The organism is Achromobacter aegrifaciens, from assembly GCF_902859965.1.
In the GTDB taxonomy this organism is placed as follows: Bacteria; Pseudomonadota; Gammaproteobacteria; order Burkholderiales; family Burkholderiaceae_B; genus Achromobacter; species Achromobacter aegrifaciens.
Map to the genome: position 1 here is coordinate 125,951 of NZ_CADIKO010000003.1, position 25,483 is coordinate 151,433.

Below are 25,483 nucleotides of genomic sequence, written 5' to 3' on the forward strand. Positions count from 1 at the left end.
TAGCCGCGGCTACGCCAGCCTTTCTTTCAGCGGCTGCTTGAGGATCTTGCCGCTGACGGTGGTGGGAATGGTGTCGATGGGGATGATGCGGGCGGGCCGCTTGTACGGCGCCAGCTGTGCGCGCAGATGCAGCATCAGCAGGTTGGTGTCCACGGTGGCGCCGGGCAAGGGCTCGACGAAGGCGATGACTTCTTCGTTCTGGTCGGCGGTGGGGCGCCCGACTACGGCCGACAGGCGCACGCCGGGGAACGCGTTGATGACGGATTCGACTTCCAGCGGATAGACATTGAAGCCGGAGCGGATGATCAAGTCCTTGGAGCGTCCTGCGATGTACAGCGCGCCCTGTTCGTCGACGTAGCCGATGTCGCCGGTGTTGAGCCAGCCGCCGGGCAGCAGCGCCTGCGCGGTTTGTTCGGGATTGCGGTAGTAGCCCAGCATGACGCCCGGGCCGCGGATCAGGATGTCGCCGCGCTCTCCGGGTGCGGGCGCGCCGTTGTCGGGGTTGCCGATCCGCATTTCCACGCCTTCGACCGCATGGCCGGCCGAGCAGTCGCTGCGCGGCGCATCGATGCGGGTGACAAACATGGAGCCCGCGTATTCGGTGATGCCGTAGCCGTGGTGCATGGCGACGCCGAAATAGCGCTCGGCGTCGCGCTTTAGCGTGGGATCCAGCGCGGCGCCGCCCGTGTACAGGTAGCGCAGGGCAGGGGCGCGCAGCTCCGCGCGCGGCGGCGCCACGGCCATCATGCGGCTGAACATGGTGGGCACGCCCTGCAGGATGCTGACGCCGGGATGGGCCAGGGCCTTGAAGGCGTCGGCGGCGTCGAAGCGGCTGCGCAGCACCAGGCTGGAGCCGGCGTGCACCGTGGCCATCAGCACGGTGGCGATGCCGAAGATGTGCGACATGGGCAGTGCGGCGTAGCCGATGTCCTGCGGCGTCAGGCGGCGCGAGGCGGCGGACACGCGGGCGAAATGCAGCAGGCCGCGGTGCGGCACGAGGACGCCCTTGGGCGCGCCCGTGGTGCCGGACGTGTAGATCACCGTGGCCACTTCCGCGGCCGTGTCGCCAGTTTCGGCCTGCGTGGGCGCATCCGCTCTTGCGGTCTGCATGCCTGGGCCCCAGACGTCCGGGTCGGCGTCGGCGGCGCCGGCGTGCTCGGCATGGGCTGCGGCGGCGGGCGAGACGCCGCTGGTGTAGAGCAGCAGTTCGGGCTGCGCGTGAACGCGGATGGCGTCGATCTCGCGCGCGGACAGGCGCGCGTTCACGCCCACCGGCCAGGCGCCCGCCACGCTGCAGGCAAACAACGCGGCGACCATGGCCGCGCAGTTTTCACCGGCGATCAGCACGCGGTGCCCGGGACGTACGCCCTGTTCTTCGAGCCATGCGGCCGCGGCCTGCACGCGCCGCCAGAACTGCGCGTAGCTCAGTTTGCCGCCGCCTTCCTCGTACAGAAAGGTGGCGTCGGGCCGCTGGCCGGCTTGCTGCGCCAGCAATTGATGGATGCGGGTAAGAGGGGCTGCCGGGGACATGGTTGCGTCGCTCAAAGCGTGGCCTGGGTGCCCAGGATGGCGGTGGATTGGCTGGACAGGGTGCCGCCGTTGCCGTGCACCAAGGCCAGATGCGCATCGGCGACCTGGCGCGCGCCGCATTCGCGGCGCAGCTGGCGGACGGCCTCGATCATGATGAAGACGCCGTACATGCCGGGATGCACGCAGCACAGCCCGCCGCCGTTGGTGTTGACCGGCAGCGCGCCGCCTGGGGCGATGGCGCCGCCCGCGATGAAGTCCTTGCTTTCGCCCTTGGCGCAGAAGCCCAGGTCTTCCAGGAACAGCAGGGTATTGATGGTGAAGGCGTCGTACAGTTCCACCACGTCGATGTCCCGGGGCGCAACGCCTGCCATCTCGAAGGCCCGCTTGCCGGACTCGGCCGCGGCGGTCACGGTCAGGTCTTCCATGGACGAGATCTGGCGGTTCCAGACCGCGGTGGCGTTGCCCAGCACGTAGACCGGTGGACGCGGCAGGTCGCGGGCGCGCTCGGCGCGCACCAGCACGTAGGCGCCGGCGCCGTCGGTGACCAGGCAGCAATCGCGCACGCTCAAGGGATCGGACACCATGCGGGCCGAGAGGATCTGGTCCAGCGTGGCGGGTTCGCGCAATTGCGCTTCGGGATTCAGCTGGGCCCATTGGTTGGCGGCCAGCGCCACCTGCGCCAGGTGCTCGCGACGCGTACCGTATTGATGCATGTGGCGCGCGGCCGCCAGTGCGTAGGAGGACAGGGGACTCAGCGGCTCGTAGGGCGTTTCGTACGGCTGTGGATCGAACTGCTTGCGGACCCGGCCGATCTCGGCGCGGCTCAAGGTGGAAGTGCGCTGCGTGCTGCCATAGCAGACCAGCACCGCGTTGCACTGGCCGGATGCCAGCGCGTGCAGCGCGGGCAGCAGGTGCGCGACGAAACTGGAGCCGCCCAGCATGGTGCTGTCGATGAAGCTGGGGCGGATGCCCAGGTGTTCGATGACCGGCATGGCCCACATGGGCGCGGCCACGCTGGCGGTGCAGATGCCGTCAATGTCGCGCATGGTGAGGCCGGCGTCTGCCACCGCGCGCTGCGCGGCCTGCACCAGGATTTCCATTTCGGTGTAGCCCGCGGCCTGGCCCAGGCCCGCGTGGCCCACACCGGCCACCGCTACGGCGCCGCGCAGATCGTTCAGCGTCATTGCGCCTCCTGGTTGGGTCGGAAGATCAGGAGGCCGCGGCCGTCCTGCTGCGCCACCTGCGCGCGCACCGCCATGCCGATATGCACGGCGTCCGGCGCCACGCCTTCGACGCGGCTCATCAGCCTGACGCCTTCCCGCAGGTCTATCAGCGCCACGTTGTAGTCGCCGCCCGCCTCGGGCTTGCGGCGCACCACGGTGGTGGAATAGACCTCGCCGCGCCCGTTGGGCTCGGTCCAGGCGAGTTTGTCCGCGCCGCAATGCGGGCAGATCATGCGGGGGTAGAACACGGCGCGGTCGCAGCCCGCGCAATGCTGGATGAGGAAGCGGCCTTGGTCCAGCGCCTGGCGGTATTGCGCCTCGACGCCTTGCGGCGCGACGGCCTGCTGATCGGGAACGGTCATGATGCCTACGGGTTCCAGTGGATGACGCTTGCAAGTGTCGGCACTGGCGGCGGGTTCGGCCATTCTTCATTGCTGAAGCTGGCCTTCTGCCGGCCCGTAGTGGGGCGCCCTATGTCCTGCGCGAAGCCCGTCTTCGGAAGAGGCAGATTGTCCGGCGTGCCCCCGCGTGGCTAGATATCGGAAAAGGAGCCCGACCATGAATCTGACCTGGACGCCGCAGGAGCGGCTATTCCGCGAAGAAGTGCGCGCCTTCGCCACGGACAAGCTGCCGCAGGACATACGCGACAAGGTGCTGCGCCACCAGCGGCTGGAGCGCGAGGACTACGTACGCTGGCATAACATCCTGGCCGACCAGGGCTGGGGCGCGCCGAACTGGCCGGTCGAGCATGGCGGCACCGGCTGGAATGCATTGCAGCGGCTGATCTTCGAGGTCGAATGTTTCAAGGCCGGCGCGCCGCGCCTGTTGCCATTCGGCCTGTCCATGATCGGCCCGGTCCTGATGAAGTACGGCAGCGCCGAGCAGCAGGCGCGCCTCTTGCCTCGCATCATCCGCGTGGAGGACTGGTGGTGCCAGGGCTATTCCGAACCGGGGTCGGGGTCCGATCTGGCCTCGCTCTCGACCCGCGCCGTGCGCGACGGCGACGAATACGTCGTCAACGGCCAGAAGACCTGGACCACCCTGGCTCAGTACGCCGATTGGATGTTCTGCCTGGTCCGCACCGACCCCGAGGCCCGCGCGCAGCGCGGCATCTCCATGCTGCTGCTGGACATGCGTACGCCGGGCGTGACCGTGCGCCCCATCCGCACGCTGGATGGGGGGCACGACGTGAACGAGGTCTGGCTGGAGAACGTGCGCGTGCCCGTGGCCAACCTGGTGGGCGTGGAGAACCAGGGCTGGACCTATGCCAAGTACCTGCTGGGCCACGAGCGCACCGGCATCGCAGGCCTGGGCCATTGCCACCGCGAACTGGGCGTGCTCAAGCACATGGCGGTGCAGGCGCAGTCCCGGGGCAAGCCCCTGTTGGCCGACGGCCGGTTCCGCGACCGCATCTCGCGCATCGAGGTGGACATCATGGCGCTGGAAATGCTGCTGCTGCGCGTGGCCTCCAGCAACGACGGCACGCCGGGGCCGGAAGCGTCGGTGCTGAAGATCCGCGGCTCCGAGATCCAGCAGGACCTGGCCATGCTGCAGATGGAGGTGGCGGGGCCGGACGCCTGGCCCTATGACCCCGATTGGCTGCAGGCAGACCATGGATACAGCGGTCCTGGGCCGGAACTGGCGGCTGCGGCGGGCGCCGGCTATGCCGACATGCGCAAGACCTCGATCTACGGCGGCACCACCGAAGTGCAGAAGGGCATCATCGCCCGCCTGGTGCTGGGCCTGTAGGCCCGGCCTCGCGCAACCCGACAGGAAGACGACGCATGGATTTCATCTATACCGAAGAACAACGCATGCTGGCCGACAGCCTGCGGCGACTGGTGGACCAGGAATGGGCGCACGCGCGCCGCCGGGCCCGGCAGGCGGCGGGCAAGCTGGATGCCGACGCCTGGGCCGCGCTGGCTGAACTGGGCGTTCTGGGCCTGACCATCCCGCAGGATTTCGGCGGCTTCGGCGAAGTGCCCGCCAGCCTGCTGCCCGTGCACGTGGAACTGGGACGCGGATTGGTGTCTGAGCCGGTCATTCCCAGCGCGGTCATGGGCGCGGCGCTGATCGAAGCCTGCGGCGGCGAAGCGCGCGGCTTGTGGCTGCCGACCATCGCCTCGGGCGACGCCGTGGTCAGCGTGGCGTACCAGGAGCCCGGCCGCCGCTACGACACCGATCCGCGCGATTGCCGCGCCAGCAAGACTGCCGATGGCTGGCGGCTGGACGGCGCCAAGCATCTGGTCTGGCACGGCGCGGCAGCCACCGCGTGGTTGGTCAGCGCGCGCGGCGACGGGGGCGAGACCCTGTTGCTGGCGGTGCCGGCGGATACGGCAGGCGTGAGGATCACCGATACACCCACGCTGGACGGCGCGCGCTGCGCCCGGCTGGATCTGAACGCGGTCAATCTGGCGCCCGAGGCCTTGCTGGCGCAAGGGACCGCCGCCGACCAGGCGCTGGCGCAGTCCTTGCAATGGGGCACGGCCGCGCTATGCGCGCACGCCGGGGGCGCAATGGAGCGGCTGCTGGAAATCACCGTCGACTACCTGAAGGCGCGCAAGCAGTTCGGCCAACCGCTGGCCTCGTTCCAGGCCTTGCAGCATCGCCTGGCGGAAATGCTGGTGGCCAAGGAACTGGCTTTGTCCATGGCTTATGTGGCAGTGGCGGCGCTGACCGAAACCGACGCAGCGCAGCGCCGCCGCATGATCGCCTCCGCGAAGTTGGAAGCCGCGCGCGCCGGACGCCTGGTGGCGCAACTGGCGGTGCAGCTGCATGGCGGCATGGGCATGACCGACGAGCTGGACGTGGGCGATTACTTCAAACGGCTGACCGTCGTGGACCAGCTGCTGGGCGATACGGCCGAGCAACTGGCGGTGCTGGAGGAACTGGCATGAGCGCAGCGGCGACGACACAGGTCGAAGGCGGCTACACCCAGATCCGCTTCACGCTGGAGCGGGGCGTGGGCGTCATCACACTGAACCGGCCCGACCGGTTGAACAGTTTCACGGAAGTCATGCATGCCGAGCTGGCGCGGGCGCTGGATGCCATGGAGGCGGACAGCGGCCTGCGCGGACTGATCATCACGGGCGCGGGCCGGGGCTTTTGCGCTGGGCAGGACCTGGGCGAGCGCAAGCCGGCTGAGGACGGAGCGCGTCGCGACCTGAGCCTGATTCTTGAGCAGTGCTACCGACCGCTGATCACCCGGCTGCGTAACTTGCCGGTGCCGGTGGTGTGCGTGATAAACGGCGTCGCGGCCGGCGCAGGCGCCAGCCTGGCGCTGGCTTGCGACGTGGTGTTCGCAGTGGAGTCGGCGCGCTTCATTCAGGCCTTCAGCAAGATCGGCCTGCTGCCGGATGCCGGCGGCACCTGGTTCCTGCCGCGTTTGGTGGGCTCTGCGCGGGCCATGGGCGCCGCGCTGTTCGGCGAAGCGCTCAGCGCCAGGCAGGCGGAAGCCTGGGGCCTGATCTGGCGTGTGGTGCCAGACGCCGCGCTGGCGGACACGCTGGCCGAAGTCGCCGATACGCTGGCGGCCGGACCTACGCGCGCCTATGCGGCTACCAAGGCGGCGCTGCACGCGTCCAGCGGCAACACGCTGGCGCAGCAGTTCGATCTGGAATGCCGCTTGCAGCGCGAACTGGGCTACACCGACGACTACCTGGAAGGCATGCGGGCGTTCGCGCACAAGCGCCCGCCGGCGTTCACCGGCACCTGAGCTTTGCAGACGGCCGTCAGGGCGTCCGCGCCACCTGGATCTGTTCTATGAGTTCGCGCGCGCAACCCGGCAGAGCGTCGATGTCGCGCACCAGTAGCTTGCGTTCGCGCACCACCCAGGGCTCGTCCAATTCGACCACGCGCAGCTTCATGTCGGCGCCATAGCGCCGCGCGGCGGAGTCGGGGATGACGCCGATGCCCACGCCCGCCTGCACCATCCGGCAGATGGAATCGAAGCTGTAGAGCTGGATGCGCTGGGGCAGGCGCTGGCCCACCTGTTCCAGCTGGTCGCGCAGGAAGGCGACCAGGGTGGAACCTTCGTGCATGGTGATGAAGGGGTAGCGCACCGCCTCGGCCAGCTTGATCTTTTCCTGATCCTGCAGCGGGTGGCCATTGGGCACCACCAGCACCAGCTTGTCGGTGCTGAAGTGGATGGTCTGCAATTCGGGCGCATCCACCGGGCCGGCCACGATGCCCAGGTCGGTGGTGCCGTCCAGCACGCCGCGCACGATGTCGCGGGTCAGGCGTTCCTGCAGGTCCACGGTGACGCCAGGGTGGCCGGACAGGAATTGCGCCAGGATGTCCGGCATGAATTCCGTGACCGCCGTGGTGTTGGCGAAGATGCGGATGTGGCCGGCGTCGCCGTCGGCCTGCTCCTGGAAGTCATGTTTCAGGTGGTCCACCTGGCGCATGATGACGCGCGCGTGCTGCAGCAGCTTCTGGCCCGCGGGCGTGATCTCCACTCCGCGGCTGTCGCGGTACAGGAGGCGGGTATTGAGCTGGTTCTCCAGCGCCTTGATGCGCACGCTGACGGCTGCCAGGGACAGGTGCGCCCGCTTGGCAGCCTGGGTCAGGCTGGGGGATTCGGCGATGTGGATGAACAGGCGTAGGTCGGCGAGGTCGAAGTGCATGGGCCATATATTACGGCGCGAGGCGTCGGGCCGGGAGGCAGGGGTGCGATTCAGGCAGCGCAAACCCCGCCTTGAGCAAAAACGAATTCACAAGCGGGACGGCTTGCGGGCATGCTTCAGTCTGTAAAAACCCCAGCAGAGGATATCGGCATGACATCTACAGATCCGGCCGCCTGGATCGGCAGCGGCGAACGCAGGGCGGACGCCATGGATCCTGGCCACGCCGCGCGCATTGCGGCAACCCTGGGAGGTCCGGCGCCGGTCCAGGGCGATGCCTTGCCGCCGCTGTGGCAATGGGCGTTCTTCATTTCCACGGTGGACATGGGCGGGCTGGGGACGGATGGCCATCCGGCGCGCGGCGGCTTTTTGCCGCCGGCCCAGGACCGCAACCGCATGTGGGCGGGCGGCCGGGTCGAGTTCCGCCGGCCGCTGTTGGTCGGCGTGCCCGCGGAGCGCGAATCCACGGTGATCGATGTCAAGGAAAAGGCAGGGCGCACTGGCGCACTGCTGTTCGTGACCGTGCGCCACGAGTTCCGCCAGGAAGGCGAGGTCGCCATCCACGAGGAGCAGGACATCGTCTATCGGCAGCCGACGCCGCCCAAGCTCACGGGCAGCGAGCCCGCGCCGCAGGCGCAGTGGCGCGATACCGTTGAGCCGTCGCCGGTGCTGCTGTTCCGCTACTCGGCGGTGACCTTCAACGGCCATCGCATTCACTACGACCATCCCTACGTGACGGGCACCGAGGGCTATCCCGGGCTGGTGGTGCACGGCCCGCTCATCGCCACCGAGATGGTTGCCGCCTTCTCCCGCGCCCATCCGCAGGCGCGCCTGACCCACCTGTCGTATCGCGGCCTGCGTCCGCTGATTGCGCCCGCACCCTTCCAGGTGGCCGGCCGCTTGACCGAGCCGGGCGTGGCCCAGCTCTGGGCTGAGCAGGACGGCACGCTGGCCCACCAAGCTGAACTGAGGTTTACAGAATGAGCATAGAGGCCCCCCGTCCCCTGGACGGCATCACCGTCGTCAGCCTGGAGCACGCGATCGCCGCGCCGTTCTGCACCCGCCAGCTCGCGGACATGGGCGCGCGCGTCATCAAGATCGAACGTCCCGGCGGCGGGGACTTCGCCCGCGGCTACGACGAGCGCGTGCGCGGCCTGTCCTCGCATTTCGTCTGGACCAACCGGTCCAAGGAAAGCCTGACGCTGGACCTCAAGCGCGAAGAGGCGGGTGGCGTCATGGAACGCCTGCTGGAGACCGCCGACGTGCTGGTGCAGAACCTGGCGCCCGGCGCCGCCGCGCGTCTGGGACTGTCTTTTGACGCCCTGCACAAGAAGTATCCGCGCCTGATCGTCTGCGATATCTCGGGCTATGGCGAAGGCGGGCCCTATCAGGACAAGAAGGCCTACGACCTGCTGATCCAGAGCGAAAGCGGTTTCCTGTCCGTGACGGGTACCAGGGACGATCCGGTCAAGGCCGGTTGCTCCATCGCCGACATCGCGGCCGGCATGTACGCCTATTCCGCGATCCTGAACGCATTGCTGCTGCGGCAGAAAACGGGCCTGGGCAGCCGCCTGGACGTCTCCATGCTGGAGAGCATGGTGGAGTGGATGGGGTTTCCCATGTACTACGCCTTCGACGGCGCCACGCCGCCCGTGCGCGCGGGCGCGGCCCACGCCTCCATCTATCCCTACGGGCCGTTCCCCGTGGGCGACGGCGCCACCATCATGCTGGGCCTGCAGAACGAGCGCGAATGGCGCGTGTTCTGCGCCCAGGTGCTGCGCCAGGCGGAACTCGCGGAAGACCCGCGCTTCATCTCCAATTCGCTGCGCACCGCCAACCGCGACGACCTGCGCGCGCTGATCGTGGCCGCCTTCGCCGACCTGTCCATCGAACAGGTGACGCAGCGGCTGGAGGACGCGCAGATCGCCAATGCGCGCGTCAACGACATGGCCGGCGTCTGGGCCCATCCGCAATTGCAGGCCCGAGGCCGCTGGAGCCAGGTGGACAGCCCCGCCGGCGAGCTGCCCGCGCTGCTGCCTCCGGCCAGCAGCAACGCCTTCGCGCCGCGCATGGCCGCGGTGCCCGCGGTGGGCCAAAACACCGATGCGGTGCTAGCATCATTGGGATACGCGCCCGATCAGGTGGCGCAGTTCCATGCATCGGAGGTCGTGTGACGCATCCCGTTGTCCGTAGCGCGCTGTTCGTGCCGGCGTCGCGCCCCGAGCGCATCCCCAAGGCGCTGGCCGCCGGCGCCGACGCCGTCATCGTCGATCTGGAAGACGCGGTGGAGCATCTGGCCAAGGCGGCCGCCCGGGAAGCGCTGTGCGATTTCCTGGGGACGAATCCGCGCGTCCGGCTGTGGGTGCGGATCAACGACGCCTCCACTTCCTGGCACGACGACGATCTCAAGGCCTGCCGCGGCAAGCCCGGGGTGGCCGGCGTGCTGCTGCCCAAGGCCGAGAGCCTGGCGCAGGTGCGCCATGTGGTCCAGGCGGGCCTGCGGGTGATTCCCATCCTGGAAAGCGCCCAGGGCATCCTCAACGTTGCGGAAGTCGCCGCCACGCCCGGCGTGGAGCGCCTGGCCTTCGGCAGTCTGGACTACGGCCTGGACCTGGGACTGACGCCCGATACGCCGGGGGCGCAAACCGTGCTGGACCAGGCGCGCGTGCAGGTGCTGCTGCACAGCCGCGCAGCCGGACTGGCGCCCGCGCTGGATGGCGTGTTTCCGGGCATCCAGGACCAGGCCGGGCTGGCGCATGCCGCCGGCCGCGCGCAGCAAATGGGCTTTGGCGGCATGCTGTGCATCCACCCCACGCAAGTGCCGGTGATCCACGCGGCCTTCGTGCCCGCGGCGCAGGAACTGGCCTGGGCGCGCCGCGTCATCGCCACGCATCGCGACACTTCGGCCGGCACCTTCATGCTGGACGGCAAGATGGTCGACGCCCCAGTCATCGCACGCGCGCGACTGGTGCTGGCGCAGGCGGGCGAAACCACCGGCATCTAGGCCGGTTCCGATCACTTCTTTCCGGCAGCTCCATGGGCGAAGCGCTCTTCATCGGACACACTTATATCGACGTCACCGTGCTGGCGGACGTATGGCCTACGGGCGATGAAAAAAGCGTGGCGCGCGACTACGCGGTGTCCTTCGGCGGCAACGCGGTGACGGCCGCGTTCGCCTGCGCGCGGCTGGGCACGCCGCCGGACCTGATCTGCTCGCTGGCATCGGACTGGCTGGGCCACATGTACACGGACATGGCTGCGGCGCACGGGGTGTCGCTGCATGCGCGCAAAGTGAGCCGTTCGTCCCTGTCCTTCATCATGCCCAATCACGGCAAGCGCGCCATCGTGCGTGCGCGCGACGTGGACTACCTGAACGACTTTCCGCGGCTGGACATCGGCGGCTACCGTGCCTTGCACCTGGACGGGCATCAGCCCGACGCCGCCCTGCATTACGCGCAGGCGTGTCGGCAGGCGGGCGTGCTGACCTCGCTCGATGGCGGCGGCGTGCGCGAGAACACCGACGAGCTGCTGCGCCACGTCGACGTGGCGGTCTGCGCGGAGCGCATGTGCGAACAATTGGGGCTTGCGCCGTCAGGCCTGCTGGAACTGCTGAAGGCGCGCGGCTGCCGCATCGGCGCGGTCACCATGGGCGAGCGCGGCATGCTCTGGTACGACGAGACGGGAACGGTGGATGTCCTGCCCGCGCTGGACGTGCCGGCCGCCAGCATTGTCGATACCTCGGGGGCCGGGGACGTGTTCCACGGCGCCTACGTCTGGTCCTATCTGAACCGGCCGGAACTGCCGTGGGCGGAGCACTTCACCTTTGCGCGCGCGGCTTCGGCCCACAAGATCCAGCATCTGGGCAATGAAGCGGGCCTGCCGCAGGTCGAGGACGTGGAGCGCGTGCTGATGGCCTACGCGCCGAAGGAATAGCGGGCGGGCTTGGCCGCCGGCGTTCAGTCCGCGATGCGCGTTATCGGCTGGTCGTGGATCGCGGCGATCCAGTCGCCGATGGGCTTGCCTTGCAGCGCCAGGCCGGGAGCCAGGTCGCGCAGGGGCAGCAGCACGAAGGCGCGCAGGTGCATACGAGGGTGGGGCAGCGTCAGCCGCTCATGGTCCAGCACGGTGTCGCCGTACAGCAGCAGGTCCAGATCCAGCGTGCGCGGCGCATTCTTGTAGGGGCGCTCGCGGCCGTGCCGGTTTTCCAGCGCCTGCAGCGCATCCAGCAGGGCCAGCGGGGTCAGATGCGTGTCCAGCGCCGCCACTGCGTTGACGAAGTCGGGGCCGGTGGCTTCGACCGGCGCGCTGCGGTAGAACGGCGATGCCGCCACCGCGGCGATGCCGCCGGTTTCCTGCAATTCAGCCAGGACACTGCGCAGCGTGGCTGCGCCGTCGCCCAGGTTGGCGCCCAGCGCGACGTAGGCGCGCACAGGAGCGGTCATGACTTAACCCGCTGCGGGCGGCGTGCCACGCGAGGGCGAACGGCGCGGACGGCGGCGCTTGCGCGGGGCGGAGGGGGCGTCGCCGGCATCGCGCGGTTGGCGGGACACCTCTTCGATCATCTCGCTGCGGGTGACGTCGTCGGCGTTGGCCAGGTCCATCCACCATTGCGCCAGCACGCTGTCGAACTCGCCGGCGGCGGCGCGCAGTTGCAGGAAGTCGCAGGCGGCGCGGAAGCGCGGCTGTTCGATCATGCGGTAGATGGTCTTGCCCATGCGGCGCTCGAAACGTGGCTGCATGAACCAGATCTCGCGCATGTCGGACGAGAAGCGGCGCTGGATGGCGAGCTTTTCGGTCTGTTCGTCCAGCACCGAATCGGCGGCTTGCGACAGGGCGGGGATGGTGTGCTCGCCCTGCGCGCGCAGCTGCTTCCAGCGCGCTTCCACCTGTTGCCACAGCAGCGCGGCGAACAGGAAGCTGGGGCTGATGGTCTTGCCCGAGCGCACGCGCGCGTCGGTGCGTTCCAGCGCAAGCTCCACGAAATGCTCGCCGCCGGGTTGCTCCAGCACCACGTCCAGCAGGGGCAAGAGGCCCTTGTGCAGGCCGTCGGCGCGCAGCTGGCGCAGGCAGTCCATGGCATGGCCGCAGGTCAGCAGCTTGAGCATTTCGTCGAACAGGCGCGAGGCCGGCACGTTCTCGATGAGCTCGGCCATGGTGCTGATGGGCTGGCGCGTGGCCGGGTCGATGGTGCCGTTCAGCTTGGCGGCGAAGCGCACGGCGCGCAGCATGCGGACGGGGTCTTCGCGGTAGCGCTTGGTCGGGTCGCCGATGATGCGGACCTGGCGCTTTTTCAGGTCGGCCACGCCGTTGTGGAAGTCAATGACTTCCTCATTGTGCGGGTCGTAGTAGAGCGCGTTCATGGTGAAGTCGCGGCGCGCCGCGTCTTCTTCGTGCGAACCGAATACGTTGTCGCGCAGGATGCGACCGTGTTCGTCGGTCTCCTGGTCTTCCGAGGCGGGGGCGCGGAAGGTGGAGGTTTCGATGATTTCCTGGCCGAAGACCACGTGCACCAGCTGGAAGCGGCGGCCGATGATGCGGGCGCGGCGGAACAGCGGACGGATCTGCTCGGGCGTGGCGTTGGTGGCCACGTCGAAGTCCTTGGGCTCCAGGCCCACGATCAGGTCGCGCACGGCGCCGCCGACGATGTAGGCGTCATAGCCGTGCTGGCGCAGCACCTCGCAGACCTTGATCGCGTGGCGCGAGACGTTGCGGCGGTCGATGCCGTGCTTGTCGCGCGCGATGCGCAACGGCCCCCGGGCTGCCGGCGCGAATAGTCGGCCGACGAATTTTTTTATGGTTTCAGTGATCATTTAGGACTTCGAATCTTCCATGTGGTCGAACAAGTCGATCACCTGCCAGCCGCGCTCCTGGGCGATGCCGCGCAGGGTGGGGCTGGGGTTGGCTGCGATCGGACGGGTCACTTTCTCCAGCAGGGGTACATCGTTGACCGAATCGCTATAGAAAAACGATTCCGAAAAATCCGCAAGTCCCAAACCCATGCCGGCCAGCCAGTCGTTGACGCGCACCACCTTGCCTTCCTTGAAACTGGGCGTGCCCAGGATGCGGCCGGTGTAGCGCCCGCGCAGGTATTCCGCGTCGGTGGCCACGAGGTGGGGCACGCCGAAGGCGCGCGCGATGGGAGCGGTGACGAAGCTGTTGGTGGCCGTGACCACCGCGCACAGGTCGCCGGCTTCCAGGTGCGATTGCACCAGGTCGCGCGCGGCGGGCGTCATGGACGGGCGGATCACTTCTTCCATGAAGGCTTCATGCCAGGCCGCCAGGTCGTAAGGCGTGTGCGCGGCCAGCAGGCCGAGCATGAACTCGGCCGCCTGCTCGGCGGTGAGCTCGCCGCGGTTGTAGCGATCCATCAGATCGTCGTTCTGGCGGCGGGCTTCGGCGGGATCCCCGGCGCGGCCCGTGCGTGCCAGATAGTCGGCCCATTGGTAGTCGCTATCCAGCGGCAACAGGGTGTGATCCAGGTCGAACAGGGCGAGACGTCGGGAGGTCATGTGCGTTGTGAATCAGGATCTGCGAGCATGGCCCGCAGCAGAGGTAGGGTGATGGGACGGCCGGTGGCCAGGGAATAGCGGTCCAGCGCGTCGATCAGCTCCGCCAGCTTGCGGATGTCGCGCTCGTGGTGCGTGAGCATCCAATTGATGATTTCGGGCGCCAGGTGCATGCCGCGGGCAGCCGCCTGGGCCGACAGGGCGGCCAGCTTGTCGGCGTCGGACAGCGGGTCAAGGCGGAAAACCAGGTCCCAGCCCAGGCGCGTGCGCAAGTCCTCGCGCAGCGGCATCGACAGCGGAGCGCGGTCGCCCGCCAGCGCCAGCGCGAAGGCGCGGCCGGTGGCGGCGGATTCGCGCCAGCGGTTGTAGAGCGCGAACAGGGCGGCCTGGCGGCTGTCGTTCATGCGGTGCACGTCGTCGACCGCCACGAACTTGGGCATGGGCGACTTGGAATCGGCTTCGGCCAGGCGGCGCAGCATGTTTTCGCCAGTCTCGGCGTCGATATAGACGGCGTCGGGGCGGGCGGTCAGCGCGCGCAGCAGATGGCTGCGGCCGCAGCCCGCGGCGCCCCAGATGTACAGGGCGCGGCCAGGAAGCAGCGCGCGCACTGCCGCCAGCGCTTCCCCGTTGGGGCCGGCGATATAGTTGTTCAGCGATGGCGCTGGCGCGGGAAGAACGTCAAGCAGCAGCTGGCGGTTCATGGGAGCTTACAGGGTGCCGAAACGAGGCGGGTAGTACGGGTCAATACGGCTACAGGTCAGTACAACGGGTCAAAACGTCGCTGGCCGGGCGCGAAACTCCGGGGTTTGCACCACGGAACCGACAAAATCAATACCGGCCAACCCTACACTTTAAACCACCTGGGGCCAGGGTGTCGCGTCGATGGGCCTGGGCTGGCTTGGGTTTGCGCCGATCCGGCCCCTCTTGCCCGCCCTGGCCGGGCGAGCCGGCGCGGTCGCCGTCCGGACCGCTTTGGCGGCGCCGATCCCTGCTAGTCCCCGCAACATCGTAAAATGCAGGGCGTTCCACCAAAATCCCAGCAATTGTTACATACCCCACGGCATTTCTCATGACGAATCAACCTACCGCCCCTATGACCTACCGCGATGCCGGTGTCGACATCGACGCAGGCGACGCCCTGGTCGACCGTATCAAACCGCTTGCGGCGCGCACCATGCGTCCCGGGGTGCTGGCCGGTATCGGCGGCTTTGGCGGCCTGTTTGAAGTGCCGAAGTCGTACAAGGAACCCGTGCTGGTCTCGGGCACCGACGGCGTGGGCACCAAGCTGCGCCTGGCGTTCGACTGGAACCGCCACGACACCGTGGGTATCGACCTGGTCGCCATGAGCGTCAACGACATCCTGGTGCAGGGCGCGGAGCCGCTGTTCTTCCTGGACTATTTCGGCTGCGGCAAGCTTTCGGTGGATACGGCGGCGGCCGTGGTGGGCGGCATCGCCAAGGGTTGCGAGCTGTCGGGCTGCGCGCTGATCGGCGGTGAAACCGCCGAAATGCCGGGCATGTATCCGGACGGCGAGTACGACCTGGCCGGCTTCGCGGTGGGAGCGGTGGAAAAGTCCGCCATCATCACCGGCCAGTCGATCAAGACCGGCGACGTGGTGCTGGGCCTGGCTTCCAGCGGTGCGCACTCCAACGGCTATTCGCTGCTGCGCAAGATCCTGGAACGCGCCAACGCCAAGCCCGACGACGATTTCCACGGCCAGCCGATGGTCGACGTGGTCATGGCGCCGACGCGCATCTACGTGAAGCAGGTGCTGGCCGCCCTGGCCAAGCACGGCACCAGCATCAAGGGCCTGGCCCACATCACGGGCGGCGGCTTGCTGGACAACGTGCCGCGCATCCTGCAGCCCGGCCTGTCGGCCAAGCTGCACCGCGCCAACTGGGAAATGCCCAAGCTGTTCCAGTGGCTGCAAGAGCAGGGCCAGGTCGAAGACACCGAGATGTACCGCGTTTTCAACTGCGGCATCGGCATGGTGCTGGTGGTGGATCCGGCGCAGGCCGAAGCCATCGCCGCCACGCTGCGCGAGCAGGGCGAGACCGTCAGCACGCTGGGCGAGATCGTCGAGCAGAAGGAAGGCATGGCGCAAACCTTCGTGGTGTAAGCCACGCTGTCCGCAACGAAGAACCGCGCCACGGCGCGGTTTTTTTGTGTCTGGCGCCTGGCTAGGCGCGTCCCGCCAGCGCGACGGCCATCGCGTCTATGGTTTGCGCCACGGCATCCGCCGCCAGGCAGTCGACGATGACGCGCTCGGGCTGCGCGCGCAGCCAGGTGATCTGGCGCTTGGCCAGCTGGCGCGTGGCGGCGATGCCTTGTTCGCGGGCGGTGGCGAGGTCGACCTCGCCGTCCAGGTGCGCCCACATCTGCCGGTAGCCCACGCAACGGACCGAGGGCAGGCCGGTATGCAGGTCGCCCCTGGCGCGCAGGGCGCGGACTTCGTCGAGCAGGCCGCGGTTCAGCATGGCGTCGAAGCGTTGCTCGATGCGGGCATGCAGCGCGGCGCGGTCGGAAGGCTCCAGGCTGATGGTGAGGTACCGGTTGCCCGTCGCGTCGCGCGGACGCTGGCTGCGCAGCAGCAGGGCCGACATGGGCTGGCCGGACAGCATGCAGATCTCCAGCGCGCGCTGGATGCGCTGGCTGTCGTTGGGGGCCAGGCGTGCGGCAGTGACGGGATCCAGCTGCGCCAGTTCGGCGTGCAGCGCGGGCCAGCCCTGGACGGCGGCGCGCGCTTCCAGCTCGGCGCGCAGCGCCGGATCGGCCTGCGGCAGATCGTCCAGGCCGTCGCGCAGCGCCTTGTAGTACATCATGGTGCCGCCCGCCAGCAGCGGGATGCGTCCGCGTGCGCGGATCTCGTCTATCAGGCGCAGCGCATCGGCGACGAAGTCGGCTGCGGAGTACGACTGGATGGGGTCGAGGATGTCCAGCAGATGCTGCGGCACCTGCGCCTGTTCCTCGGGCGAGGGCTTGGCCGTGCCGATGTCCATGCCGCGATAGATCGTGGCGGAATCGACGTTGACGATTTCCAGCGGCCAGCGCTCGGCCAGCGCCAGGGTGGAGGCGCTCTTGCCGGCCGCGGTGGGGCCGGCCAGGCAGATGACCAGCGGCGTCGCGTTGGGGGAGGAGGACGGCGACAAGCTTATTGTCCGCGCAGGAAGAGCTTGTCCAGGTCGGACACCGACCACTGGATCCAGGTGGGGCGGCCGTGGTTGCACTGGTCGGCGCGTTCGGTTGCTTCCATCTGGCGCAGCAGGCCGTTCATTTCTTCGATGGTGAGCTTGCGGTTGGCGCGCACGGAACCATGGCAGGCCATGGTGGACAGCAGCTCGTTGCGCTGTTCCGTCAGCAGGCGCGACACGCCCACGGCGCCCAGGTCGCGCAGCACGGCGCGGGCCAGCGTTTCGATGTCGCCGCGGGCCAGGATGGCCGGCACCGAGCGCACGGCGATCGAGGTGGGGCCGGACGGGCGCATTTCGAAGCCGAGTTCGTTCAGCTGCTCTTCGTATTCCTCGACCAGCGCCACGTCCTTTTCCTGGGCATGGAACACCACGGGCACCAGCAGATCCTGGCGCGGCAGGCTGCGCGCGTCCAGGGCTTGCTTGAGCTGTTCGTAGACCACCCGCTCGTGCGCGGCATGCATATCCACCAGCACGATGCCGCGGCGGGTCTGCGCCAGGATGTAGATGCCATGCAGCTGCGCCAGCGCCATGCCCAGCGGATGTTCTTCGTCCGCGGGCAGAGCCGCGACAGGCGCGGGTGCGGGTTCGCGCAGCGGCGCGGTTTTGGCGGCCGAGTCGTCATCCAGCGGGCGGTAGAGCGATTGCCAGTCCGCGGCCGGAATGCCGGCGGGTTCGGCGTGCAGGCGGAACGGCACCTGGGTGTGCGGGCGCTGCGGCGCGGGCGATGGGCGCAAGCCGTAAGACGATGATGATGCGTTGCCGCCGGCGTAGGCGGGCCGAGGCGCGTCCGTCATGGGCCGGGGGCTGCTGGCGGGCGCGTAAGGCGAGGCTTGCGGCGCGGCGTCGGTCGCCGCGGCGGTGGCGGGCCGGGCCACGGTTTCGAACCCGGCGTCGTCCGCGTCGTCGTTTTGCGCCGCGGGGGCTGCGGCGGACGCGCCGCCCGTCTGCGCCAGGGTCTGGCCGACCGCATGGGACACGAAGCGATGCACCGCGCCGCTGTCGCGGAAACGGACCTCATGCTTGGCCGGGTGCACGTTCACGTCCACGGCGGCCGGGTCGATGTCCAGGAACAGCACGTAGGCGGGCTGGCGGTCGCCATGCAGTACGTCCGCGTAGGCGGCGCGCAGGGCGTGGCTGACGGTGCGGTCGCGCACGTAGCGGCCGTTCACGTAGAGATACTGGCGGTCCGCGCGGGCGCGGGCTGCGGTGGGACGGGTGATCATGCCCGCCAGGCTGACCGTGCCGACCGAGTGCGACAGCAGCAGGCCGTGTTCGGCGAATTCCGCGCCCAGCACGTCGCGGATGCGCTGCGGCGGTTCGGCGGGCAGCCATTGGCGCTGCGCGCGGTCGTGATGGAACAGGCGGAAGGCGATCTGCGGATGCGCCAGCGCGATGCGCTCCATGGCGTCGACGCAATGGCCGAACTCGGTGGCCTCGGAGCGCAGGAATTTGCGGCGGGCCGGCACGGCGTCGAACAACTGGCGCACGTCCACCGTGGTGCCCGGAGGACCCGAGGCGGGGCTGACCTGCATGCTGCCTGCATCGATCTGCCAGGCGTGCTCGCCATCGCGGGTGCGGGAAATGATGGTGACCTGGGCCACGGACGCGATCGAGGCCAGCGCTTCGCCGCGGAATCCCATGGATGCCACAGATTCCAGTTCGTTCAAGGAGCGGATCTTGCTGGTGGCGTGGCGCGCCAGCGCCAGCGGCAGCTCTTCGGGCGGAATGCCGCCGCCGTCGTCGGTCACGGCAATGCGGCGTATGCCGCCGCCTTCCAGGCGCACTTCAATGGCGCGTCCGCCCGCGTCGATGGCGTTTTCGAGGATTTCCTTGAGCACGGATGCCGGCCGCTCGATCACCTCGCCGGCGGCGATCTGACTGATCAGCAGGTCGGGAAGCGCAAGAATGGAGCGGCGTTCGGTCATGTGGCTGGCGTTCAGGTATGGCTATGTGGACGATTTTAGCGTCATGGGCGGGTGGGCTATAGTCGCGGACTGATATCCCATTCCGCTGGCAGGGTTGCTTCAATGCTCGAATTCTTCAATATGGTGCTCCACATCGACAAGACGCTCGGCGTCTGGGTCGCGCAGTATGGCGTGTGGGTGTACCTGGTGCTGTTCCTGATCGTTTTTGCGGAGACGGGGCTGGTCGTGCTGCCCTTTCTGCCGGGGGATTCGCTGCTGTTCATCGCGGGCGCGTTCGGCGCGACCGGACACATCGATCCGTTCCTGATGGGCGGGCTGCTGATCGTCGCCGCCATCACCGGCAATACGGTGAACTACTTCATCGGACGCTATATCGGGCCGCGCGTGTTTTCGATGAACCTGCGCTTTCTGGACCGCGGCGCGTTGATGCGCACGCACGCGTTCTATGAAAAGCACGGCGGCAAGACCATCGTCATGTCGCGCTTCATCCCGGTCGTGCGCACTTTCGCGCCCTTTGTCGCGGGCGTGGCCGACATGCCGCAGTCGCGCTTCCAGCTGTTCAACATCCTGGGCGCGCTGCTGTGGGTGGTGAGCCTGGTGGCCGCGGGCTACTTCTTCGGCAACATCCCGCTGGTGCGCGAACACTTGAATACCATCGTGCTGCTGGGGCTGGCCGCCGCCATCGTGCCGGTGATCGGGGCGGGCCTGTTCAAGCTGATCAAGGCCAAACGCGGCGCGTGAAGCGCCGCAGCGCATGCTGCGGCACACGCGTCACATTGAAAAGGGCGTTGCGCCGTGAAGCGCAACGCCCTTTTTCATGCGGCGGCAGACGTCGCCGTCAGCTCACATCGCCCAGCCGCGCCAGCGGCGGGTTGGCGGTGAAGTAACGCTGGATGCCCGTCATCATGGCCTGCGCCAGCTTGTCCTGATGCGAGGTGCTGCGCAGCAGGGCTTCTTCCTGCGGGTTGCTGATGAAGGCGGTTTCGACCAGCACCGAAGGAATGTCCGGCGCTTTCAGGACCGCGAAGCCGGCCTGTTCGACGCTGTTTTTGTGCAGGCGGTTGATCTTCTTGATTTCGTCCAGGAAGGCGCTGCCCACCTTCAGCGAATCGTTGATCTGCGCGGTGGTGGACAGGTCCAGCAGTACCTTGGCCACCTGGCGGTCGTGGCTGCCAAGGTTGACGCCGCCGATCAGGTCGGCCGCGTTTTCCTTGTCCGCCATCCAGCGCGCCTGGGCGCTGGTGGCGCCGCGCTGCGACAGCGCGAACACCGACGAGCCATTGGCCGAAGGCTTGATCCAGGCGTCCGCGTGGATCGAGATGAACAGATCCGCGTGCACGCGGCGCGCCTTCTGCACGCGCACGTGCAGGGGCACGAAGTAGTCGTCGTCGCGCGTGAGATAGGCGCGCATGTAGGGCTGGCTGTCGATCAGCGCCTTCAGGCGCCGGGCGATGCGCAGCACCACGTCTTTCTCGCGCAGGCCGCTGCTGCCGATGGCGCCCGGGTCCTCGCCGCCGTGGCCGGGATCCAGCGCGATGGTGACCATGCGCTGCTTGCCGCGGCTGGCGGTGGCGGGCGGAGGCTTGGGCGCGGTGGGCAGCGGGGGCGCCGGCTGCTGGCCGCGCACGCGCGGCGGCTCGGGCGGATCGGCGCGGGTCACCGGGTTGCGCTGGATGTCTTCCAGGATGCGCGCCAGCGGGTCGTCCACGTCGGGGCCGGTCTGCTTGTTCAGGATCGCGACCAGCGGATCCTGGGCGATCTTCGGATACAGGTCCAGCACCAGACGGTACTGGTAGTCGGCCACGGGCTTGAGCGTGAACACCTGGGGCGCCACGGGCTGCTTCAGGTCGAACACCAGGCGCACCACGTTGGGGCGGTTTTGCGCCACCCGCAGGCTCTGGATGTAGGGGTCGTCAGGCCGGACCTTGGAAACCAGGTCGTTCAGGGCCGCGCTGATGGTCAGTCCCTCAATGTCCACCACCAGGCGGTGGGGGTTTTCAAGCGTGAACTGCTCAGCCTTGAGCTCGCTGTCGAGCTCCAGCGTGACGCGGGTGTATTCGTCGGCCGGCCAGGTGCGCACAGCCAGGATGGTCGCCGCCTGCGCCAAGCGCGGCAGGACCGGCAGGACGAGCAGGGTGGCGGCGACGCTGATCAGGCGGCGCCGGGTGGCGCCTGCCGAGGGGAGGGCGCCGACTGGGGCGGGGGGACAATCGCGTTCAACCATGTTTGTCCTCGAGCGGTGTACGCGGTCAGGGTGGCGTCGCGTCCGTCGCCTGCATAGGCTAGGGAAATCAGCAGGTCGGGAGGGGGCAAAAGGCCCCCGGCCCGCTCCGGCCATTCGATCAAAACGACTGCGTCGTCACGCAGTAAATCCCGGAATCCTGCGTCCAACCATTCTCGCGTATCACTAAATCTATAAAAATCAAGGTGATAGAAGTATAAGTTAGAAACTTTATAGGATTCAAGCAGCGCGTAGCTGGGACTTTTGATCCGTCCCGTGATGCCGCTTTCCCGCAACAGGGCCCGTGTGAAGGCCGTTTTCCCCGCGCCCAGGTCCCCCTGGAGGTGGATATGTCCCCCAGCCGGACCGGCCTGGCCGCCGGAAACCAGGGGGGCGAGCTGACGTGCCAGCGATTCCGTGGCGGCTTCGTCGGGCAGGTGCAAGGTCAGGCTGCAAAGAGGGGCGGACATGGCGCGGGGCGAGTGGTAAAAACGGTGGAGGGAGCACGGATGTTTGCGCAATTATAGGAATGCGGGTTTCTGCTAACCTATAACTGATTGTCATTCTCAACATTCTCGCGGCTGGCGCGCTGCCGTCAGCCGTAATCGACGTCGCCACGGAGTAGCACGCGCCATGAAGACCCGCATTGAAAAAGACACGTTTGGTCCCATCGAAGTCCCTGAGGATCACCTCTGGGGCGCCCAGACCCAGCGTTCGCTGCATTTTTTCGCGATTTCCACCGAGAAGATGCCGGTCCCCCTGGTCGAAGCGATGGCGCGGCTCAAGCGCGCGGCGGCCAAGGTCAATGCCGATCTGGGCGAACTGGATCCGAAGATCGCCGATGGCATCGTCCGCGCCGCCGATGAAGTCATTGCCGGTAAATGGCCCAACGAGTTCCCGCTGTCGGTCTGGCAGACCGGCTCGGGCACGCAAAGCAACATGAACATGAACGAGGTGCTGGCCAACCGCGCTTCGGAACTGATGGGCGGCGTGCGCGGCGAAGAACGCAAGGTCCACCCCAACGACCACGTCAACCGCGGGCAGTCGTCCAACGATACCTTCCCGACCGCCATGCACGTGGCGGCGGCGGTGCAGGTCGAGCATCATCTGCTGCCCTCGCTGAAGGCGCTGCGCGCCACGCTGGCGGCCAAGAGCGCCGAGTTCTACGACATCGTCAAGATCGGCCGCACCCACCTGCAGGACGCCACGCCGTTGACGCTGGGTCAGGAGCTGTCGGGCTACGTGGCCCAGCTGGACCTGGCCGAGCAGCAGATCCGCGCCACCCTGCCTGGCCTGCACCAGCTGGCCATCGGCGGCACGGCCGTGGGCACGGGCCTGAACGCGCACCCGCAGTTCAGCGCCAAGGTTTCCGCCGAACTGGCGCATGCCACCGGCACTGCCTTCGTGTCGGCGCCCAACAAGTTCCAGGGCCTGGCTTCGCACGAAGCGCTGCTGTTCGCGCACGGCGCGCTGAAGTCGCTGGCAGCCGGCCTGATGAAGATCGCCAACGACGTGCGCTGGCTGTCCAGCGGTCCGCGTTCGGGCCTGGGTGAAATCAGCATTCCCGAGAACGAGCCGGGCAGCTCGATCATGCCGGGCAAGGTCAACCCGACGCAATGCGAAGCCATCACGATGCTGGCGGCGCAGGTGCTGGGCAACGACGTGGCCATCAATATCGGCGGCGCCAGCGGCAACTTCGAACTCAACGTGTTCAAGCCGCTGGTGATTCACAACTTCCTGCAATCGGTGCGCCTGCTGACCGACGGCATGGCCAGCTTCAACGAGCATTGCGCCGCCGGCATCGAACCCAATCGCGAGCGCATCGCCGAACTGGTCGACCGTTCGCTGATGCTGGTGACGGCATTGAATCCGCATATCGGCTACGACAAGGCCGCGCAGATCGCCAAGAAGGCGCACAAGGAAGGCCTGTCGCTGAAGGAGTCGGCGTTGGCGCTGGGCTACGTGACCGAAGCGCAGTTCGCCGAATGGGTGGTGCCGGCTTCCATGACCAACGCGCACAAGTCCTAGTAAGCGGGCCTGTGCGTGTATGAAAAAAGACCGCCGCGGCGGTCTTTTTTCGTTGTCGGGCCTTGCCGCTCAACCTGCGCCGGTGAGCATCAGCCACAGCGGAATCGTCAACGCCGAAAGCAGCGTGCCCAGCGATATCAGCACGGCCACCATGCGGCCGTCGCCGCCCATGCGCATGGCCAGCACATAGGCCGCGGACGCGGTGGGCAGGGCCGCGAACAATAGCAGCATCTGCGATTCCAGCGGCGGCAGCGCCAGCAGATGCGCGATCAGCAGGGCCACCGCGGGCAGCGCCAGCAGCTTGACCCCGAGCATCCAGGCGATCAGCGCGCCATGGCCCTTGCCGCCTTCCCATGAAAGGCTGGCGCCCACGCACATGATGCCCAGCGCGAGCGCGGCAGCGCCCAGGCGTCCCAGCGCCGTGTCCAGCGGGCCGGGCAGATGCACGCCGGCCAGATTGCAGGCCAGGCCGGCCAGCGTGGAAATGACCAGCGGGTTGCGTGCCAGTTCGCGCAGCAGGTTGCCGCCGCTGTGGCGCGCCAGGCCGTAGACCGCCGCCATGTTGGCCATCGGCACGGCGAACCCGACGATCAGCGCCATGACCGTCTGGCCCTGGGCGCCGCCCAGGCTGGCCGACAAGGCCAGGCCGAGATAGGTGTTGAAGCGGTAGCCGCATTGCGCGGACGAGGCCAGGCTGAGCGGCGACGGCCGCAGCGCCCAGCGCGCCAGCCAGGTCAGCGCGACGCCGGTCGCGATGACGGCTGCGCAGGCCTGCAGCAGCATGGCGGCGTTGCCGGCGGTGATGGGGGTGCGTAGGATGGACTGGAACAGCAGTGCGGGGAGCAGGACGAAGTAAACCAGACGCTCGGTGCCGGCGAAGAATTCGCGCGAGAAATTCAGTTTGTGACGCAGCGCCCAACCCAGCGCGACCAGCATGAAATCAGGGAAAACCAGAAGGGCAACGGACATGTGAGAGCAGGTATTTGATGCGCGTCAGAAGGGGATCCCGGCGCTATGCGTCTGTAAGCATTTGCTGCTATTCTCCGTCATTCTGGCGGGCGCATGTGCCACAAGCAACCTATAAAAGCAGTGCTCTCCCTGCGCACAGAACTTGCGCCCTCCCGCCGTTCATTGCTGACCTGTCTACAGGCAGGCGCATCACACAACGGTCCGTACACACACGGGCTCGCATATTGGAGGAAACACACCTATGAATAAAGTCCGCTCCCTGGCCGTGGCCATTGCCCTGGCCTCCGGCGTTGCCGGCACCTTTGGCGCCTCCGCCGCCTTCGCTGCCGACAAGTACCCGAGCAAGCCTATCCGCGTCATCGTTCCGTTCGCGCCTGGCGGCTCGACCGACATCATCGCGCGCCTGGTGACGCAGCGCATGAGCCAGGAACTGGGCCAGCCCATGGTTGTGGAAAACAAGGGCGGCGCCGGTGGCGCCATCGGCGCATCCGAAGCCGCGCGCGCCGATGCTGACGGCTACACGCTGTCGATCGCCACCGTGTCGACGATGGCCGTGAACCCCGCTTGCCGCCCCAATGACCTGCCCTACGATCCGATCAAGGACTTCCAGCCGGTCACCAACTTCGCCAACACCGCCAACGTGGTGGCCGTGAACCCGAAGTTCCCCGCCAAGGACTTCAAGGGCTTCCTGGAAGAGCTGAAGAAGAACCCGGGCAAGTACTCCTACGGCAGCTCGGGCACTTGCGGCGTGCTGCACCTGATGGGCGAATCGTTCAAGATGGCCACCGGCACGGACATCGTGCACGTGCCGTACAAGGGTTCGGGCCCGGCCGTGGCTGACGCCGTCGGCGGCCAGATCGAAATCCTGTTCGACAACCTGCCGTCGTCGATGCCGCAGATCCAGGCGGGCAAGCTGCGCGCCATGGCCATCGCGTGGCCGACCCGCATCGATTCGATCAAGGACGTGCCGACCTTCAAGGACGCCGGCTTCCCGGTGCTGAACCAGCCGGTCTGGTACGGTCTGCTGGCGCCCAAGGGCACGCCGATGGAAGTCGTGAACAAGCTGCGCGACGCTGCCGTGGTGGCCCTGAAGGACCCCAAGGTCATCAAGGCGCTGGACGACCAGGGTTCGGCGCCGTCGGGCAACACGCCGGAAGAATTCGCCAAGGAAATCAAAGAGCAGTATGACTGGGCGAAGGACGTCGTGAAGAAGCAGAACATCAAGCTGGATTGACGCCGCTCGGGGCGGGCGCTGCCTGCCCTGTCTG

At 67.7% G+C, this 25,483-nt stretch carries 24 protein-coding genes; 11 read left to right on the forward strand and 13 right to left on the reverse strand.

The window, feature by feature from the left end:
* Positions 1-9 precede the first annotated feature (9 nt).
* From HV793_RS19600 to HV793_RS19610, 3 genes are read right to left on the reverse strand one after another with little or no spacing between them, the layout of a single operon-like run.
* A complete protein-coding gene (locus HV793_RS19600) occupies positions 10-1,530 on the reverse strand; it encodes a class I adenylate-forming enzyme family protein (protein WP_175213811.1) in 1,521 nt (506 codons plus the stop codon).
* Between the two features lie 11 nt (positions 1,531-1,541).
* Positions 1,542-2,714: a thiolase family protein gene (locus HV793_RS19605; protein WP_054457495.1), complete on the reverse strand. Its 1,173-nt coding sequence runs from the start codon at positions 2,712-2,714 to the stop codon at positions 1,542-1,544.
* Entirely contained in the window at positions 2,711-3,115 is a 405-nt protein-coding gene (locus HV793_RS19610; RefSeq protein WP_175213812.1) for a Zn-ribbon domain-containing OB-fold protein, read from the reverse strand. The genes HV793_RS19605 and HV793_RS19610 overlap by 4 nt, the downstream gene beginning before the upstream one ends.
* 196 nt (positions 3,116-3,311) lie before the next feature.
* Here HV793_RS19610 and HV793_RS19615 point away from each other — a divergent pair, with 196 nt between their 5' ends.
* The 3 genes from HV793_RS19615 to paaG are packed head-to-tail and all read left to right on the forward strand — an operon-like array spanning position 3,312 to position 6,468.
* Entirely contained in the window at positions 3,312-4,502 is a 1,191-nt protein-coding gene (locus HV793_RS19615) for an acyl-CoA dehydrogenase family protein (protein ID WP_125473198.1), read from the forward strand.
* Between the two features lie 35 nt (positions 4,503-4,537).
* Entirely contained in the window at positions 4,538-5,650 is a 1,113-nt protein-coding gene (locus tag HV793_RS19620) for an acyl-CoA dehydrogenase family protein (RefSeq protein WP_175213813.1), read from the forward strand.
* Positions 5,647-6,468 carry a 2-(1,2-epoxy-1,2-dihydrophenyl)acetyl-CoA isomerase PaaG gene (gene paaG / locus HV793_RS19625; protein WP_175213814.1) on the forward strand — a complete coding sequence of 274 codons (822 nt, stop codon included), beginning with the start codon at positions 5,647-5,649 and terminating at the stop codon, positions 6,466-6,468. The genes HV793_RS19620 and paaG overlap by 4 nt, the downstream gene beginning before the upstream one ends.
* A 16-nt stretch (positions 6,469-6,484) precedes the next feature.
* Here paaG and HV793_RS19630 read toward each other — a convergent pair whose 3' ends face one another.
* Positions 6,485-7,378 carry a LysR family transcriptional regulator gene (locus tag HV793_RS19630; protein WP_125473195.1) on the reverse strand — a complete coding sequence of 298 codons (894 nt, stop codon included), beginning with the start codon at positions 7,376-7,378 and terminating at the stop codon, positions 6,485-6,487.
* A 150-nt stretch (positions 7,379-7,528) separates the two neighbouring features.
* Here HV793_RS19630 and HV793_RS19635 point away from each other — a divergent pair, with 150 nt between their 5' ends.
* Genes HV793_RS19635 through HV793_RS19650 form a run of 4 tightly spaced genes read left to right on the forward strand, consistent with a single transcriptional unit; the run spans position 7,529 to position 11,308 of the window.
* Positions 7,529-8,359, forward strand: a complete 831-nt coding sequence (locus HV793_RS19635) for an HTD2 family dehydratase (RefSeq protein WP_054457484.1) — start codon at positions 7,529-7,531, stop codon at positions 8,357-8,359.
* On the forward strand, positions 8,356-9,549 hold the full coding sequence (locus HV793_RS19640; RefSeq protein ID WP_054457482.1) for a CaiB/BaiF CoA transferase family protein: 1,194 nt from the start codon (positions 8,356-8,358) through the stop codon (positions 9,547-9,549). The genes HV793_RS19635 and HV793_RS19640 overlap by 4 nt, the downstream gene beginning before the upstream one ends.
* Entirely contained in the window at positions 9,546-10,379 is an 834-nt protein-coding gene (locus HV793_RS19645) for an HpcH/HpaI aldolase/citrate lyase family protein (protein ID WP_175213815.1), read from the forward strand. Before HV793_RS19640 ends, HV793_RS19645 begins: the two co-directional genes overlap by 4 nt.
* 32 nt (positions 10,380-10,411) lie before the next feature.
* Complete coding sequence (locus HV793_RS19650) at positions 10,412-11,308, forward strand: sugar kinase (protein ID WP_175213816.1); 897 nt, start codon at positions 10,412-10,414, stop codon at positions 11,306-11,308.
* 23 nt (positions 11,309-11,331) lie between these two features.
* Here the strand turns inward: HV793_RS19650 and HV793_RS19655 are convergent, their stop codons facing one another.
* Genes HV793_RS19655 through hda form a run of 4 tightly spaced genes read right to left on the reverse strand, consistent with a single transcriptional unit; the run spans position 11,332 to position 14,582 of the window.
* Complete coding sequence (locus HV793_RS19655; RefSeq protein WP_054457477.1) at positions 11,332-11,817, reverse strand: 2-amino-4-hydroxy-6-hydroxymethyldihydropteridine diphosphokinase; 486 nt, start codon at positions 11,815-11,817, stop codon at positions 11,332-11,334.
* A 3-nt stretch (positions 11,818-11,820) separates the two neighbouring features.
* The gene (gene pcnB / locus HV793_RS19660) at positions 11,821-13,185 is read right to left on the reverse strand and encodes a polynucleotide adenylyltransferase PcnB (RefSeq protein ID WP_054457475.1); all 1,365 of its coding nucleotides are present in this window, start codon (positions 13,183-13,185) and stop codon (positions 11,821-11,823) included.
* On the reverse strand, positions 13,186-13,884 hold the full coding sequence (locus HV793_RS19665) for an HAD family hydrolase (protein WP_013391641.1): 699 nt from the start codon (positions 13,882-13,884) through the stop codon (positions 13,186-13,188).
* On the reverse strand, positions 13,881-14,582 hold the full coding sequence (gene hda, locus HV793_RS19670) for a DnaA regulatory inactivator Hda (RefSeq protein ID WP_054457473.1): 702 nt from the start codon (positions 14,580-14,582) through the stop codon (positions 13,881-13,883). Before hda ends, HV793_RS19665 begins: the two co-directional genes overlap by 4 nt.
* A gap of 368 nt (positions 14,583-14,950) precedes the next feature.
* Between hda and purM the strand changes: the two genes are divergently transcribed.
* Entirely contained in the window at positions 14,951-16,000 is a 1,050-nt protein-coding gene (purM, locus tag HV793_RS19675) for a phosphoribosylformylglycinamidine cyclo-ligase (RefSeq protein WP_054457472.1), read from the forward strand.
* A 61-nt stretch (positions 16,001-16,061) separates the two neighbouring features.
* Here purM and miaA read toward each other — a convergent pair whose 3' ends face one another.
* Positions 16,062-17,030 carry a tRNA (adenosine(37)-N6)-dimethylallyltransferase MiaA gene (gene miaA, locus HV793_RS19680; protein ID WP_175213817.1) on the reverse strand — a complete coding sequence of 323 codons (969 nt, stop codon included), beginning with the start codon at positions 17,028-17,030 and terminating at the stop codon, positions 16,062-16,064.
* 2 nt (positions 17,031-17,032) lie between these two features.
* Positions 17,033-18,997 (reverse strand): DNA mismatch repair endonuclease MutL, encoded by a 1,965-nt coding sequence (gene mutL, locus HV793_RS19685; RefSeq protein WP_175213818.1) that lies wholly within the window; start codon positions 18,995-18,997, stop codon positions 17,033-17,035.
* Positions 18,998-19,099: 102 nt separating this feature from the next.
* On the opposite strand from mutL, the gene HV793_RS19690 reads away from it, so the two are divergent.
* Complete coding sequence (locus HV793_RS19690) at positions 19,100-19,738, forward strand: VTT domain-containing protein (RefSeq protein ID WP_082401223.1); 639 nt, start codon at positions 19,100-19,102, stop codon at positions 19,736-19,738.
* A 97-nt stretch (positions 19,739-19,835) separates the two neighbouring features.
* Here HV793_RS19690 and HV793_RS19695 read toward each other — a convergent pair whose 3' ends face one another.
* Positions 19,836-21,221 (reverse strand): N-acetylmuramoyl-L-alanine amidase, encoded by a 1,386-nt coding sequence (locus tag HV793_RS19695; protein WP_054457465.1) that lies wholly within the window; start codon positions 21,219-21,221, stop codon positions 19,836-19,838.
* Positions 21,149-21,688 (reverse strand): tRNA (adenosine(37)-N6)-threonylcarbamoyltransferase complex ATPase subunit type 1 TsaE, encoded by a 540-nt coding sequence (gene tsaE / locus HV793_RS19700; protein WP_054457463.1) that lies wholly within the window; start codon positions 21,686-21,688, stop codon positions 21,149-21,151. The genes HV793_RS19695 and tsaE overlap by 73 nt, the downstream gene beginning before the upstream one ends.
* 163 nt (positions 21,689-21,851) lie before the next feature.
* On the opposite strand from tsaE, the gene fumC reads away from it, so the two are divergent.
* Positions 21,852-23,246 carry a class II fumarate hydratase gene (fumC, locus tag HV793_RS19705; protein ID WP_054457461.1) on the forward strand — a complete coding sequence of 465 codons (1,395 nt, stop codon included), beginning with the start codon at positions 21,852-21,854 and terminating at the stop codon, positions 23,244-23,246.
* A 69-nt stretch (positions 23,247-23,315) separates the two neighbouring features.
* On the opposite strand, the gene HV793_RS19710 is transcribed toward fumC, so the two are convergent.
* Positions 23,316-24,215: an AEC family transporter gene (locus HV793_RS19710; RefSeq protein ID WP_175213819.1), complete on the reverse strand. Its 900-nt coding sequence runs from the start codon at positions 24,213-24,215 to the stop codon at positions 23,316-23,318.
* Positions 24,216-24,456: 241 nt separating this feature from the next.
* On the opposite strand from HV793_RS19710, the gene HV793_RS19715 reads away from it, so the two are divergent.
* A complete protein-coding gene (locus tag HV793_RS19715) occupies positions 24,457-25,449 on the forward strand; it encodes a tripartite tricarboxylate transporter substrate binding protein BugE (protein WP_054457457.1) in 993 nt (330 codons plus the stop codon).
* Positions 25,450-25,483: the final 34 nt, after the last annotated feature.

What these genes read in the sequence shown, in the direction of transcription:
- HV793_RS19655 (WP_054457477.1), bottom strand. Translation starts at nt 11,817, where the DNA reads ATGACCGCTCCTGTGCGCGCCTACGTCGCGCTGGGCGCCAACCTGGGC.
- HV793_RS19710 (WP_175213819.1), bottom strand. Translation starts at nt 24,215, where the DNA reads ATGTCCGTTGCCCTTCTGGTTTTCCCTGATTTCATGCTGGTCGCGCTG.
- HV793_RS19630 (WP_125473195.1), bottom strand. Translation starts at nt 7,378, where the DNA reads ATGCACTTCGACCTCGCCGACCTACGCCTGTTCATCCACATCGCCGAA.
- fumC (WP_054457461.1), top strand. Translation starts at nt 21,852, where the DNA reads ATGAAGACCCGCATTGAAAAAGACACGTTTGGTCCCATCGAAGTCCCT.
- HV793_RS19620 (WP_175213813.1), top strand. Translation starts at nt 4,538, where the DNA reads ATGGATTTCATCTATACCGAAGAACAACGCATGCTGGCCGACAGCCTG.
- HV793_RS19665 (WP_013391641.1), bottom strand. Translation starts at nt 13,884, where the DNA reads ATGACCTCCCGACGTCTCGCCCTGTTCGACCTGGATCACACCCTGTTG.
- HV793_RS19690 (WP_082401223.1), top strand. Translation starts at nt 19,100, where the DNA reads ATGCTCGAATTCTTCAATATGGTGCTCCACATCGACAAGACGCTCGGC.
- pcnB (WP_054457475.1), bottom strand. Translation starts at nt 13,185, where the DNA reads ATGATCACTGAAACCATAAAAAAATTCGTCGGCCGACTATTCGCGCCG.
- HV793_RS19605 (WP_054457495.1), bottom strand. Translation starts at nt 2,714, where the DNA reads ATGACGCTGAACGATCTGCGCGGCGCCGTAGCGGTGGCCGGTGTGGGC.
- HV793_RS19635 (WP_054457484.1), top strand. Translation starts at nt 7,529, where the DNA reads ATGACATCTACAGATCCGGCCGCCTGGATCGGCAGCGGCGAACGCAGG.
- HV793_RS19650 (WP_175213816.1), top strand. Translation starts at nt 10,412, where the DNA reads ATGGGCGAAGCGCTCTTCATCGGACACACTTATATCGACGTCACCGTG.
- mutL (WP_175213818.1), bottom strand. Translation starts at nt 18,997, where the DNA reads ATGACCGAACGCCGCTCCATTCTTGCGCTTCCCGACCTGCTGATCAGT.
- HV793_RS19600 (WP_175213811.1), bottom strand. Translation starts at nt 1,530, where the DNA reads ATGTCCCCGGCAGCCCCTCTTACCCGCATCCATCAATTGCTGGCGCAG.
- purM (WP_054457472.1), top strand. Translation starts at nt 14,951, where the DNA reads ATGACGAATCAACCTACCGCCCCTATGACCTACCGCGATGCCGGTGTC.
- HV793_RS19610 (WP_175213812.1), bottom strand. Translation starts at nt 3,115, where the DNA reads ATGACCGTTCCCGATCAGCAGGCCGTCGCGCCGCAAGGCGTCGAGGCG.
- HV793_RS19715 (WP_054457457.1), top strand. Translation starts at nt 24,457, where the DNA reads ATGAATAAAGTCCGCTCCCTGGCCGTGGCCATTGCCCTGGCCTCCGGC.
- HV793_RS19695 (WP_054457465.1), bottom strand. Translation starts at nt 21,221, where the DNA reads ATGGTTGAACGCGATTGTCCCCCCGCCCCAGTCGGCGCCCTCCCCTCG.
- tsaE (WP_054457463.1), bottom strand. Translation starts at nt 21,688, where the DNA reads ATGTCCGCCCCTCTTTGCAGCCTGACCTTGCACCTGCCCGACGAAGCC.
- HV793_RS19640 (WP_054457482.1), top strand. Translation starts at nt 8,356, where the DNA reads ATGAGCATAGAGGCCCCCCGTCCCCTGGACGGCATCACCGTCGTCAGC.
- hda (WP_054457473.1), bottom strand. Translation starts at nt 14,582, where the DNA reads ATGAACCGCCAGCTGCTGCTTGACGTTCTTCCCGCGCCAGCGCCATCG.
- HV793_RS19615 (WP_125473198.1), top strand. Translation starts at nt 3,312, where the DNA reads ATGAATCTGACCTGGACGCCGCAGGAGCGGCTATTCCGCGAAGAAGTG.
- paaG (WP_175213814.1), top strand. Translation starts at nt 5,647, where the DNA reads ATGAGCGCAGCGGCGACGACACAGGTCGAAGGCGGCTACACCCAGATC.